The 12,582-nt window shown below is 63.8% G+C and carries 11 protein-coding genes; 3 read left to right on the top strand and 8 right to left on the bottom strand.

From position 1 onward, the window contains the following. Positions 1–24: 24 nt before the first annotated feature. Together rssA and moaB are read right to left on the bottom strand one after the other, a co-directional pair. Positions 25–957: a patatin-like phospholipase RssA gene (gene rssA, locus IPM89_11785; GenBank protein ID QQS53550.1), complete on the bottom strand. Its 933-nt coding sequence runs from the start codon at positions 955–957 to the stop codon at positions 25–27. Further along, positions 944–1,489, bottom strand: coding sequence for a molybdenum cofactor biosynthesis protein B (gene moaB, locus IPM89_11790; GenBank protein ID QQS53551.1), 546 nt, complete (start codon positions 1,487–1,489; stop codon positions 944–946). The genes rssA and moaB overlap by 14 nt, the downstream gene beginning before the upstream one ends. 111 nt (positions 1,490–1,600) lie before the next feature. Between moaB and IPM89_11795 the strand changes: the two genes are divergently transcribed. The 3 genes from IPM89_11795 (at position 1,601) to IPM89_11805 (ending at position 4,513) form a co-directional block, all read left to right on the top strand. Continuing rightward, the gene (locus IPM89_11795; protein QQS53552.1) at positions 1,601–2,041 is read left to right on the top strand and encodes an Hsp20/alpha crystallin family protein; all 441 of its coding nucleotides are present in this window, start codon (positions 1,601–1,603) and stop codon (positions 2,039–2,041) included. 61 nt (positions 2,042–2,102) lie between these two features. Further along, positions 2,103–3,047 carry a DnaJ domain-containing protein gene (locus IPM89_11800; GenBank protein ID QQS53553.1) on the top strand — a complete coding sequence of 315 codons (945 nt, stop codon included), beginning with the start codon at positions 2,103–2,105 and terminating at the stop codon, positions 3,045–3,047. 89 nt (positions 3,048–3,136) lie between these two features. Beyond that, on the top strand, positions 3,137–4,513 hold the full coding sequence (locus IPM89_11805) for a DegQ family serine endoprotease (protein ID QQS53554.1): 1,377 nt from the start codon (positions 3,137–3,139) through the stop codon (positions 4,511–4,513). 16 nt (positions 4,514–4,529) lie between these two features. On the opposite strand, the gene IPM89_11810 is transcribed toward IPM89_11805, so the two are convergent. From IPM89_11810 to IPM89_11835, 6 genes are all read right to left on the bottom strand, one after another. Beyond that, complete coding sequence (locus IPM89_11810; protein QQS53555.1) at positions 4,530–5,540, bottom strand: haloacid dehalogenase-like hydrolase; 1,011 nt, start codon at positions 5,538–5,540, stop codon at positions 4,530–4,532. Positions 5,541–5,636: 96 nt separating this feature from the next. Beyond that, complete coding sequence (locus IPM89_11815) at positions 5,637–7,391, bottom strand: sulfatase-like hydrolase/transferase (GenBank protein QQS55896.1); 1,755 nt, start codon at positions 7,389–7,391, stop codon at positions 5,637–5,639. 245 nt (positions 7,392–7,636) lie between these two features. After that, on the bottom strand, positions 7,637–8,068 hold the full coding sequence (locus IPM89_11820; protein QQS53556.1) for a response regulator: 432 nt from the start codon (positions 8,066–8,068) through the stop codon (positions 7,637–7,639). Between the two features lie 287 nt (positions 8,069–8,355). Continuing rightward, positions 8,356–8,973 carry a response regulator transcription factor gene (locus IPM89_11825; GenBank protein ID QQS53557.1) on the bottom strand — a complete coding sequence of 206 codons (618 nt, stop codon included), beginning with the start codon at positions 8,971–8,973 and terminating at the stop codon, positions 8,356–8,358. Further along, on the bottom strand, positions 8,970–10,844 hold the full coding sequence (locus IPM89_11830) for a histidine kinase (protein QQS53558.1): 1,875 nt from the start codon (positions 10,842–10,844) through the stop codon (positions 8,970–8,972). The genes IPM89_11825 and IPM89_11830 overlap by 4 nt, the downstream gene beginning before the upstream one ends. A gap of 290 nt (positions 10,845–11,134) precedes the next feature. Further along, entirely contained in the window at positions 11,135–12,577 is a 1,443-nt protein-coding gene (locus tag IPM89_11835; protein ID QQS53559.1) for a DUF4139 domain-containing protein, read from the bottom strand. Positions 12,578–12,582: the final 5 nt, after the last annotated feature.

The following is a 12,582-nucleotide window of genomic DNA, read 5'->3' on the forward strand; positions in this document are numbered from 1 at the left end:
GATTGTAGGCGAAACCGCAGCCCGTCACTCCGACTTTTCCATCAGGTTCAAGGCATCGCGCAGCAGCGGCAGGTGCAGCCGCACGCAGTCCATGCCGGCGGCGATGCCCTCGCTGGCGCGGTCGAAATCCATCAGCCCCAGATGCGCCAGGCGCGGCGCCAGCACCACGTCCGGCGGGTCGCCGGCCATCCGCGCCCGGGTGATGCGATCCTGCATGATGTTGATCGAGCCGGCCATCACGTCGAACAGGCTCGGCGGCTCATCCTCTTCCGGCCTCGGCGACTCCTGCGGCGGCGACAGCCGGTCGTGCAGATTCCCCAACACGGTCTGCCAGCCGGTGCTCAGCCGCCCCAGCAGGGGGCTGGATCTGAACAGGCGCGATGATCGTCCGCCCAAATGCCGGCCGATGATGTCGCCGTTCAAATTCACCGCGATCACCTGTTCCGCGCCCAGTGCCCGGCACAACGACACCGGTAGCGGGTCCACCAGCCCGCCGTCCACCAGCCAGCGGTCCTGAAACCGCACCGGGCTGAACAGTCCCGGCAGGGCGATGGAGGCGCGCACCGCCTCCAGCAGCGAACCCCTTTGAAACCACACTTCGCGGCCGGTTTGCAGATCGGTGGCCACCGTGCCGAACGGTTTGGACAGGCTCTCGATTCGCGCGTCTCCAATCCGCTCGCCGAAGGCGCGCATCAATCGTTCGCCTTCCACTCCACCGAGGCGCATGTCCATGTAGCGGATGATTTCCCACCAGTCGATCCGCGCGACCCACTCTTCCAGCCGGTCCAGCCGGTCGCTGGCGTAGGCCGCGCCGACCAGCGCGCCGATCGAGGTGCCCGCCACCACGTCCGGGACGATGCCGGCCTGTTCCAGCGCCCGCAGGACGCCGATGTGTGCCCAGCCGCGAGCCGAGCCGCTGCCCAGGGCGATGCCGAGCCGGAGTTTACGCGGCCGCACGACCGCCGCCCTCCTGTCCTTCCCGCAGGCGCGGCAACAGCTCGACCAGATTGCAGGGCCGGGTGCGGGCGTCCAACTGTGCTTGCAGGATGCGGTCCCAACCGGTGCGGCAGGCCCCGGTCGAACCGGGCAGGCAGAACATGAAAGTGGCGTTGGCCAGCCCGCCCAGCGCCCGCGATTGCAGGGTGGAAGTTCCAATCTCTTCCCAGGACAGCATGCGGAACAATTCGCCGAAACCGTCGATCTCCTTGTCCAGCAGCGGCCGAATCGCTTCGGGCGTGCTGTCGCGACCGGTCATGCCGGTGCCGCCGGTGATCAGCACCACTTGCACCGCCGGATCGGCGATCCAGCCCGACACCACCGCCCGGATACGGTAGATATCGTCGGGCACGAGCGTCCGGTCGGCCAGCCGGTGACCGGCGGCGCTCAGCCGCTCCGCCAGGGTTTGACCGGACGCGTCGTCCGCCAAGGTGCGGCTATCGGACACGGTCAGCACCGCAATCGCCAGCGGCAGAAACTCACGTTCGTTCATGACGGATACCCTTTTCGGCTTCGAAGAAAATCCGGTCGGAACCGCTTGAAATCCGGCGGACCGGCCTCACCTTACAAACATCGACCACTGACTCATGCGAGGCTTCCTGCCATGAACCCGACCCGTTTCGAACCCTGGCGGCATATGCACCACCTGCGCAATGAACTGGACCGGCTGTTCGAACCCTACAACGCCGGCAACGACCAATCCAGTATCGCCACCTGCGACTGGATTCCGGCGGTGGACATCAAGGAAGAAAAGGAGCGCTATGTGGTGCGCGCCGATATCCCCGGCGTGGACCCGAAGGATATCGAGATTATCGCCGAAAACGGCATTCTGACTCTCCGTGGCAACCGTCCGGGCGAAACCCGCGAAACCCGCGCCGGCTACAGCCGGGTCGAACGGCCCTGCGGCAGTTTCTACCGCCGTTTCAGCCTGCCCGACACCGCCGATTTGGCCCGGATCGCCGCCCGCAGCACGCACGGCGTGCTGGAAATCGGTATTCCCAAGCTGACCCATACCGTGTCGCGGACCGTGAAGGTCGAAGGCTGAACCCGATGCCCGGCGGGGTCGCTCCCGCCGGTCGCTTGTGCCCAAACCGCCCGGAGCCGGCATGAAATATAAGGATTACTACCAAATCCTCGGCGTGACCCGCAATGCCTCGGAAGAGGATATCCGAAAAGCCTACCGCCGGCTGGCGCGCAAGTATCATCCGGACGTCAGCAAGGAAACCAACGCCGAGGACCGTTTCAAGGAGGTCGCCGAGGCCTACGAAGTGCTGCGCGACGCCCAAAAGCGCGCCGCCTACGACCAGCTCGGCAACAACTGGCGGGCCGGTCAGGAGTTCCGGCCGCCGCCCGGCTGGCAGGGTGGACGGACATCCACCGGCGGTGGCTTCGGCGGCGATTTCAGCGACTTTTTCGAGTCGATGTTCGGCAACTTGGGGGGGCTCGGCGGCTTCGGTGGCGCGCGCGGGTCTCACGGTGGCGGACGCGGTTTCCAGTCCGGTGGCCAAGATCGAACCGTGGCGCTGGACATCAGTCTGGAAGAGGCTTATCACGGTGGCCAGCGCGCCTTGCAGTTGCAGACGCCGGAGATGGACGCCAGCGGTCGGGTCAGCACCCAAACTCGCACCTTGAACGTCAAGATTCCCGCCGGAGTGAGCACCGGCCAGAAGATCCGGCTGGCGGGCCAGGGCGGTGGTGGACCCGGTGGCGATCTCTATCTGAAAGTGACAATCAGGCCGCATCCGCTATACCAGGTCAAGGGGCGCGACATTACGCTGGAACTGCCGCTGGCGCCCTGGGAAGCGGCGCTGGGCTGCAAGGTCGAAGTGCCGACGCTGGGTGGTCCGGTAACGTTGAACATTGCGGCCAACGCCCACAACGGCCAGAAGTTGCGGCTGCGCGGCCGCGGTCTGCCCGGTCAGCCGCCCGGCGATCAACTGGCGGTGCTGCGTATCGTCAACCCGCCGGCCGATACCGAGGAAGCGCGCGAATGCTTCCGGCGCATGGAGCGGGAACTTCCGTTCGACCCGCGCGCTCATTGGGGACGGTGACCTTGTAAGGTGGGTACCGGCCACCCGCCGACGGTCGCTCCCTGGCTTTAAATTGCCCGATGCCGTTCAAGATAGAGAGTTTTTGTCGCATGAACAGCCAATGCCATTTCTTGCCAGTGGTCCTGCTGGTGCTGGGTCTCGCCGTCGCCGTTCCGCCGCCGGTTCAAGCGGCCCTGCCCGCCCTGGTGGAGGGCCAGCCGCTGCCGACCCTGGCGCCGATGCTGGAACGGGCCACTCCGGCGGTGGTCAACATCGCCACCGAAAGCCGGGTGCAACTGCACCGCAATCCGTTGCTGGACGATCCATTTTTCCGCCGATTCTTCAATATCCCCGACCAGCCGCGCGCGCGCCGGGCGCAGAGCGTCGGTTCCGGTGTGGTGGTGGATGCCCGTCGTGGTTACGTCATCACCAACCACCATGTGGTCGATGGGGCCGATACCATCACCGTCACCCTGCGCGACGGCCGCCAGCTCGAAGCCAAGGTGATCGGCTCCGATTCGGAAAGCGACGTGGCGGTGATTCAGGTTCCCGCCCGCAATCTCACCGCGCTGCCGCTGGCCGATTCCGACCGGCTGCGGGTCGGCGACTTCGTGGTGGCCATCGGCAATCCGTTCGGGCTGGGCCAGACCGTGACTTCGGGCATCGTCAGCGCTCTGGGCCGCACCGGTCTGGGCATTCAGGGTTATGAGGACTTCATCCAGACCGACGCCTCCATCAACCCCGGCAACTCGGGGGGCGCGCTGGTCAATCTGCGCGGCGAACTGGTCGGCGTCAACACCGCCATCATCGCGCCCGGCGGCGGCAATGTCGGCATCGGTTTCGCCATTCCGGCCAACATGGTGGCGCGGCTCATGGAGCAAATCGTCGAGCATGGTTCGGTGCGGCGCGGTCAGTTGGGGGTGTCGGTGCAGGATCTCACGCCGGACTTGGCGCGGGCGTTCAATTTGTCCGCCAGTCAGGGCGCGATCATCGCCCAGGTTAGCCCCCGTTCCGCCGCCGCCAAGGCCGGGCTGAAAGAGGGTGACGTGGTGCTGCGGGTCAACGAGCGATCGATTCGCGACGGCGGCGGTCTGCGCAACGCCATCGGCCTGCTGGAAGTGGGCGAGGCGGCGCGGCTGGAAATCCTGCGAGATGGCAAGCCGCTCACCCTCAATGCCAAGGTAGGTGAGTACGTGCCGGCCAAGGCGGAAGGCGAGGTGCTCCATCCACGGTTGGCCGGAGCTACCTTCGAGGATATCGGGCCGAATTCGCCGCTGGCCGGGAAGGTACAGGGCGTGCTGATCGCGGGCGTCGATTCCGGTAGTCCCGCCGCCCGCGCCGGTCTGCGCAGAAACGATATTATCATCGGCGTCAATCGCCGCCCCATCTCCAACACCGCCGAATTGAGGCAACTCATGATCGATCGCGATGGGTTGTTGCTCAATCTGCTGCGCGGCCAGGAGGAGCTGGTGCTGATGCTGCGCTAAGCAAGTGTGTCCGGGCCTACGGCTCGAACGTGAATAGGCGCTTCCAATCATCCTTCATGCTGATGACGAGCCACCCCTTCTCCTTGGCTTCTTTCATTAGTGACTCGGGGAACGTGCCGAAATGGGTGTCCGGCAACCCGTTGGCCGGGCCATAGGCATACTCGCGCTTAGCGTCGTCATGGTGTACCAACCCCATCAGCCGCGCACCGCTACCGGCACCGGTCCATTCGAGCATCTCGCGGTCACCGGCGGAATTGCCGAACGCTACAACGGGCCGCCGGCCGATGAACGTATTAATGCCGACGGGCTTGCCGGTCTTGTCATCGATAAAATCAATCTTCGGTAGTCGCATCAGCACGGGCTTGCCGTCTTTGACCTCGTATTGGGTTTTGATGCTTGAGCCGATCACCTGCTCGGGCGGAATCCCGTACACCGCTTCGGTCATCGGCCGCATGAACTCGATGCCACCACCGGAGACGATGTAGGTCTTGAAGCCATTGGCGCGCAGGTATTCGAGCAGTTCCACCATCGGCAGGTAGGTCAATTCGGTGTAGGGTCGCTTGAAGCGAGGATGGCGCGCCTTGGCGAACCAGTCCTTCACGATGGTTTCGAACTCGGCGGTGCTGATGCCGGCATGGCTCACCATGATCAGTTCCAGCAACTCTTTCTCGCCCGCGGCGCCCAATGCCTTGAGGTTATTGTCGAGCACGGCCTTGAAGGGCTGTTTGTGCTTCCACTCCGGGTGCTGGGGCGCCAGCTCTTTGATCCGGTCCAGGGCAAAGGCGAGCTGGGTGTACATCGGGTGCTCGACCCACAGCGTGCCGTCGTTGTCGAAGGTGGCGATGCGTTCGGACACGGGAACGAAGCTTGGCGAACCTTCTTTGGTCACACTTTCGACGAAAGTAATAATTGACTGCTTGGCTTGGCCGTCATTCCACGAGGGAAGCGGAGTCTGGTCGCTGGCGGCGGTGGCAACGCCGGTGATGACCACAGCCAACATGGCGATGAGGGTGCGGATCAGTTTCATGAGTGGTGTGCTTCCTGTGTAGGGTGTCATGTCCCATCTGCTCGAAGGTGAATCCGACGGGGCGCCGTCGCAAGGCGGCGCCCCGCAACGATTAACTCAGTTACCGGTTGGCAGCGGAATGCTGATGCCGTCCTTTTCAAGCGAGTCCCGCACGTACTTGAACCTCTCGTAGCCCGAGAGGGTGATCGGCCCGGTGTAGGCCTCGCTCTGGGGCTTGCGCGGTGGGTACTGCACGTAGGTCTTCATCAGATCCTTGATCGCCGCGCTGATCGTGACCAGCGTCCAGGTGCGCTCGGTGAAGTTGTTCATGAACAGGTCGTAGCGTTCCTGCGGGTCGGCCCACAGATCGAAGACCTGCGGCACCGCGGCCACGTACTTCTCCGCGCCCTTCCAGCCGAGGTTGCTGTCCACCGCGAGAGCGCCGGTGGCCTGCCCGTCGTCGCCGCGCAGGTTGAACACGGCCTTGTAGTTACCCACGCGCGCCGCGCCCGGGGTCAGCTCGTTCTCGGTGAAGTAGAACCACGAGGTGCGCGGATCCTTGCCCGTGCCGAACAGCACCGGCGAGATGTCGAAGCTGTCGAAGTAGATGGGCTGTCCCTCGCGATCCTTCTCCGGCAGCTTCACGCCACCGACCGAAGCGAAGGTCGCCATTAGGTCGAGACCGCCGACGATGTCGTGGTTGCGCACCCCCGGCTTGATCTTGCCCGGCCAGATGGCGATCGCCGGAACGCGGTTGCCGCCCTCGCGCACCGTGCCCTTGGTGCCGCGAAATGGGGTGTAGCCGGCGTCGGGGTAGACGTCCTGCCAGGCGCCGTTGTCGGTGGTGTAGAAGACCAGCGTGCTATCGTCCAGGCCGAGTTCCTTTAGCTTGGCCATGATGTGGCCGATGCGGGTGTCGAGTTCGACGACCGAGTCGGCGTACTTGGACTTCGACAGCGACTTGTGTTCAAACTCGGGCGCCGGCAGGTTCGGCTGGTGCACCTTCATGAAGTTGACATTGATGAAGAACGGCTTGCTCTTGTCCTTGGCCGCCTCTTCGAGAAACTCGATCGCGGCCTTCTCGACGTAGCTGTCGAAGTACGGGATGCCGACCACGCCGTCAGGATAGGTCACGCCGTGCAGCGTGACCGACTTACCAGGCTCGTTGACGTACTGGCCGTTGATCTTGAAGTCTTCCTTGGCCTTCTCGCCGGCCTTACCCGACAGCGAGCCGATCGTCACCTTCTGGAACATCGCCCGCAACTTGGGATCCATGTCCGGGAACCAGGTCGGGTCGCCGTAGGTATAGGCATTGAGGTGATATAGCCCGACGTATTTCATTTCGTCGTAGCCCTGCGCGTTGGGCAGCGCATAGTCCGCCTCGCCCAGGTGCCACTTGCCGGTGAAGTAGGTCTGGTAACCCGCTTTCTTGAGCACGGAGCCGAGTGTCCACTCGGCCGCGGGCAGTCCGCCACCCTGGCCCTGGAAGGCCACTGTCGTCATACCGCTGCGGTTGGGGATGCGCCCGGTCTGCATGGCGGCCCGTCCGGGTGTGCAGCTCGGCTGCGCATAGAACGAGAAGAACGTCATCCCCTCATCGGCCATCTTGTCGATGTTGGGCGTGGGCATGCCGCGTCCTTCACCGCCGCCGTAGGGTCCAAGATCGCCGTAGCCGGTGTCGTCCGATACGATAAACAGGATGTTGGGTTTCCCACCGCTCGTGCTGGCGGGGCTGTCCGTGCTGGTGGCCACGGCCAGCTTCTGACCCACCTTAATATCGTCCGAGGTCAGCTTGTTCTGTGCCTTCAGTGCTTCGACAGGGATCTCGAAACGCTCGCTGATCGCGAGCAGCTCGTCGCCCTCGATCACCATATAGGTGGCGGTAACGGTATCGTATTGACCTTTGGCGTGGTTGCGTGCGCCCGTGTCGGCGGCCTGGGCGCCGGCGGCGGCCAGACAGGTCGTCAAGGCGATGACGGAGCAGGTGATTTTTAGCCCCGCGATGAAAGACGATTTGGAGCACGATGCTTTCTTGATTGGCATGGTGATACCTCTTCTCAGGGTGGGTTGGATGGCTGGGGGATTGAAGCTGGTTATCCAGAACTCGCCATTGGTGATCACGGTCCCGGTCTCCGCTCCGCCGCGAGCACCGACGGGGGCCGGCGACCTTCGGTCACCGCGTTGATGACCTCCAGCAGCGCGGTGCCGCGAAACGGTTTAGCCAGATAGGCCGCCGCGCCGCGCCGCATTGCCTCCTTATCCATGCCCGGCGCGTCATGCGCCGTGATCAGGATCAGGGGCGGCCTCCCGCCGGGTGCACGCCATTCGGCCAGCAGGTCGAAGCCGGACATCGCCGGCAATTTCAGGTCGCAGATTACGCACGCCACATCCTCAGGGGTGGGGTTCGCCAGCAGCGCCTCCGCCGAGGCGTAGGCTACGGTCCGCCAGCCGGCGGCGTTCAGCAGGCGTTCGATCGCCGGTTGCAGGCTGTCGTCATCCTCGACTACCAGTATTTTCTGGTCGGCAACCACTATTGCGGATCTCCACAAAACCCGCCGGGAACAGGCGGCCCGCCGGTTGAAGACACAAGACTGTCAAGCGCCTTGGATGGAGTCGTTTCTCCTGGTTGAAAGTCGTCATCAGTACATGATGATCGGTAATCACCATCATGTTTCTCTCGATTGGCACGTTAACTGAATTACCGACCGGAATAGTCAGATTGCTTATCATCCAGCCTGCACGGCAACGAGACAATTGGACAAAGGGGCAAAAGGCTTACCCGAAAGAACAAAGGGGTTGCCCGAAGGGGCAAACGCAGGTGTGAACGCAGCCGGGATCAGTCAGACAGGTATCGCAACCGCTCAGCCAGTTGGCCGAGTTCAGCCGCCGAGCCGACGCCCAGTTTCGCCATGAGTTGCGCGCGCTGGGCCTTGACGGTGCGTTCCGAGATCCCCAGATCGTCGGCGATCTGCTTGTTGAGCCAGCCGGCGACGAGGCCATCGAAGACCTGGCGCTCGCGGGGGGTCAGCGCGGCAAAGGTCGCGCGCAGTCGCTTCGCTTCCGCACGGGCCGCGCGCTGGGCCGTGTCGCGTGTGAGCGCGCATTGGAGCGCCTCAAACAGAGCATCGCGCTCGACTGGCTTCGTCAGAAAGTCCACCGCGCCGGCTTTCATTGCCCGCACGCTGGCGGCCACATCTGCATGGCCGGTGAGAAAGATGACCGGCAGCCTAACCCCGTGCCGTGGCAGAGCCGCTTGCAGTTCGAGGCCGGATGGGCCGGGTAGGCGCAGATCGAGCAGCAGACAACCGGGACGGTCAGGCAGCGGGTGCAGGAGAAAATCGCCCGTCGATGCATAGCCACGCACTTCGAAGCCGGCCGCGCCGAGCAGCCGCAGCAGCGCGGTGCGCAGCGACTCGTCGTCATCGACGACATGGATCAGCGGGGTGGTGCTCATGCCGGCCTCGGCGATGGAAGAAGCGTCGCGCCCGCCGTTGGCCATTCGACCTGGAACACTGCCCCGTCGCCGGGACCGGACTCGGCCCAGACGCGGCCCTCGTGAGCCTCGACGAGAGTGCGGACAATCGATAACCCCAGCCCCATGCCCTGGCGCTTCGTGCTGAAAAAGGAATCGAAGATCAGCGGCAGGTGCTCGGAGGCGATGCCGTGACCGCGATCACGCACCGTGAGGACGATACCGCCGACCCCGTGCGCGACGGACACGACGACCATGCGCCGGTCCGCGGACTCATCAGCCACCGCGTCCATGGCGTTGAGCACCAGATTGAGGAGCACCTGCTGGATCTGGATCCGGTCGCCGATCAGCGGGGCGGCGGTGGTCGCCGGCCGAAGGTCGAGAATCACTCGTCGCCGCCGCGCTTCGGCCCGCAATATGAACTCGATATCGGTCACGGCTTCGTTCAGATCAAAGGGTTGCCGTTCGAGCACCTGCTTGGCGAGCAGTGCCCGCAGCCGGCCGATCACTTCGCTGGCGCGCAGATCGTCGCGGCGGATGTCGGCGAGAATCTCGCGTATCTCGTCGCGTCGATCCGTACCGGATTCGAGCAGGAGGTCGGCGGTGTCGGCGTTGCTCAGGATGGCGCCGAGCGGCTGGTTGATCTCGTGGGCGATGGCGCCGGTCAATTCCCCGGCGACTGCCAACCGCGCCGCATGGGCGAGTTCGAAGCGTTGCCGTTGCGTGACCAACTCGGCCCGGCGGCGGCGGCGACGCTCGATCAGCAACCCGATAATCAGTCCGGCCTGGAGCACGAACACGGCGGCGGCAAGAATCGCTGCGGTTCGGTGCGCCTCCAGGAACGTCGGCGTCTTGAACCACACGATGGAATCGCCCGGAATCGCGTTGGCGTCGATGCCCCAGCGGTGGATCTGTCGCCAGTCGACATTCAAGGTGTTTGGCATGATCGTGGGCAGGCGGAGCGCGGCGCCATTGAGCAGATCGTTCACGATGTGTCCCGCCTGTCGCCCCATGGCCGCGAAATTCGGCATGAGGCCACCGACGATGCCCGTACCCATGAAGGTGTTGAATGGGCCGTACACCGGCGCGGCGGCGGTGTCGGCCATGAGCCGGGCGGCTTCGCGAGGGGAGAACTGGTGACCGACGCCGTCCTCGAAATAGCCCGGCGTAAATACCACGGTATCGCTATCCAACTCGCTCAGTCGTTGCAACACCGCATCGGTCGGCAGGCTGGCGAGAAACTCGACGGTTACCCGGTCCTGGAATTGCAAGACTTCGCCGCGCAACTCAGCCTCCCAGGCGCGATCCCGCGTGGAGGCGCCCGTCACCACCACCAGCCGTCGGGCGTGCGGATGCCAGCGCAGCGCCAGCTTGATGGTGCCCAGGAAATCGTATTGGATCGGGACGCCGACCACGTCGGCCGGCAGCGATGGGAGCGATGACAGGAACGACCGGGTAACGGCCGCGTGGACCACCGGGCTGCCTGGAAACAGCTCGGCGCGATGGCGGAGCAGGAAATCGAGCGCCTCTCCGCCCCCGGCGACCAGCACGGTCGGCGGTCGCAGAGCATACTTCTCGCGCAGGAACGTGGTCAGGGCGCGAATGTAGGATTCGCCGTCGAAACGGGGATAGTCGAGAAACTCGGCGCTCAGCTCGGTCGAACTGGCGAGCGTCTCACGCAGGCCGGCTTCGAATTCGAGATTTGCCGGCAGCAGGCGATGATTGGAATACAGCACGAGAACGCGCCTGTCCTCCCCAGCCAAGGCGGTCAGGGAGAACAGGAGCCAGCCCGCGACCATGAGTCCCACGAGGCAGGACCAGGCGTTGGGTCCCACCGTGGGTGGCTTGAGCATCGCTCGACCAAAAGCGTGCAGTGAGATCCGACCCGAAGCCCTCGGCGGTGTTGACATGGAACTTATGGAAACCATCCTCATCGTCGTCGCGGGTGTGCTCGTCCAATCATGGTACATGGCGTGATGATCGAAACCCCATTCCGGTCACCGGTGATATAGCCATTCTATTCGGGTTGTGGAGGCCCGGATGATTCAAACCCTTGTATGTTTGGAGTTTGCTAGAGTTTGGGTGGGCGTGGCAGCGCGGGGTGAGGGCGCGGTGAGCCGTAACCACCGATTATCCATCTATCTCAGCGTCCTGGCTCCCTGGTTTGCAGTTCCACCCGGTTCTGTTTTTGGTTGTAGCCCTGCCGGAGGATGATTTCGTAATCCAGTTCGGCTTTTTCGCCGGCGGGAACCGTGGTTTCGAATTGTACGGTCTGGAAGTCGTGCAGGGTGGGATCAAGCCGGCTACGGAACACCGTATCGCCCGGATAGTCGCGACGGATCTGGACCGCGATCGGCTTGCGGCTGTAGTTGCGGATGCGTTGCCGGTAAACCGTGTGTTCGTCCCAGCCCGCCACCTGGCTGTCCAGTTCCAGCTTGAGCCCGTCTTCGCCCAGCTTGCGGTAGAGGTTGCCGCCCTTGACCTGCAACCAGAAGTTGTCGCGATAGACTTTCTGCTTGACCAGTTCGAACACCACCGCCGGATCGACGCCCAGATTCAGTTCGATCTTGTCGCCGATGGGCACGTACTTGAGGTTCTGGGTGCTCAGATAACTCAAGCCCTCGCCACCGTTGGCGCGAAACACCCGGATCAGGCCATCCGGCAGCGGCGTGCCGCCCAGTTTCGAGGCCGCGTCGTTTTTCAGCAGGTACAGCCGCGTCAGTGGGTCGCCGTATTCGCGGGGGCGGTAGCGATACTCGACCGTCATCGGCACGGCGTCCGCCTCGAAGCTGCGCAGGCGCTTGGCCCAGCCGTTCGGCACGGTCTCCGTGCCTTCGATGGTATAGATGAAATACTCGCTCAGCCCTTCCTTGATAATCTCCTTGGGCGCTTCCAGCGTGGCCGAGTCATACGCCATGGCACCGGCGGCCATTTCCATCACCGGCGCGGGTGGCGCCATCATCTTGCGGGCGGCTTTCTGGCGTAGATCGCGATAGTCCTCGCGCTTGAGTTCGTTGACTCGACCGACCGGTACTTTCGCCAATTCGGCGATTTTCTCCACCAGATTGATGGTGCCCACCACCAACCGCACCTGGGCGTTTTCGTAATCTTCGCCGGATTGATTGCGGACCCGCACGAAGCTTTCCAGCCGCAGAGATTTTTCATCGGGATCGGCGACCGCCAGATAGTCCGCCGCCCAGGTGATGCCGGAGGTGAAATAGCTGATTTCGATGGTCGCCTCGCGATTGGCATCGCTTTGCACGTTCCAGTACAGCATCTGGGGTTTGTCGTGCGGGAAGGTGGTGTCGAGCACGTCCAGCCCGGTCCGGGGCTGGCGGAAGCGCAAATCCACCGAGGTTGGATCGATCAGGGTGTTGGCCCAGGAGAACTGTAAGGGGTTGACGCCCTGCTTGAAGGTCACCACCCGCGTTTCCCGCACCAGGGTCAGATCTTCGGAGTTGTAGATGGTCAATTGCACCGTGCGCCGCTCGGGCACGGTGGCCAGATCGACGTTGCGGGCCGGCAGCGCCAGCGGCAGCAGCAATCCGAACAGGCAGAGCAAACGGGTAATCCGGTTCACGATCATGGCGC

It is taken from the genome of Candidatus Competibacteraceae bacterium (assembly GCA_016699715.1).
In the GTDB taxonomy this organism is placed as follows: Bacteria; Pseudomonadota; Gammaproteobacteria; order Competibacterales; family Competibacteraceae; genus Competibacter.

What these genes read in the sequence shown, in the direction of transcription:
- moaB (QQS53551.1), bottom strand. Translation starts at nt 1,489, where the DNA reads ATGAACGAACGTGAGTTTCTGCCGCTGGCGATTGCGGTGCTGACCGTG.
- IPM89_11795 (QQS53552.1), top strand. Translation starts at nt 1,601, where the DNA reads ATGAACCCGACCCGTTTCGAACCCTGGCGGCATATGCACCACCTGCGC.
- IPM89_11800 (QQS53553.1), top strand. Translation starts at nt 2,103, where the DNA reads ATGAAATATAAGGATTACTACCAAATCCTCGGCGTGACCCGCAATGCC.
- IPM89_11805 (QQS53554.1), top strand. Translation starts at nt 3,137, where the DNA reads ATGAACAGCCAATGCCATTTCTTGCCAGTGGTCCTGCTGGTGCTGGGT.
- IPM89_11810 (QQS53555.1), bottom strand. Translation starts at nt 5,540, where the DNA reads ATGAAACTGATCCGCACCCTCATCGCCATGTTGGCTGTGGTCATCACC.
- IPM89_11815 (QQS55896.1), bottom strand. Translation starts at nt 7,391, where the DNA reads ATGGTGATCGAGGGCGACGAGCTGCTCGCGATCAGCGAGCGTTTCGAG.
- IPM89_11825 (QQS53557.1), bottom strand. Translation starts at nt 8,973, where the DNA reads ATGAGCACCACCCCGCTGATCCATGTCGTCGATGACGACGAGTCGCTG.
- IPM89_11830 (QQS53558.1), bottom strand. Translation starts at nt 10,844, where the DNA reads ATGCTCAAGCCACCCACGGTGGGACCCAACGCCTGGTCCTGCCTCGTG.
- IPM89_11835 (QQS53559.1), bottom strand. Translation starts at nt 12,577, where the DNA reads ATGATCGTGAACCGGATTACCCGTTTGCTCTGCCTGTTCGGATTGCTG.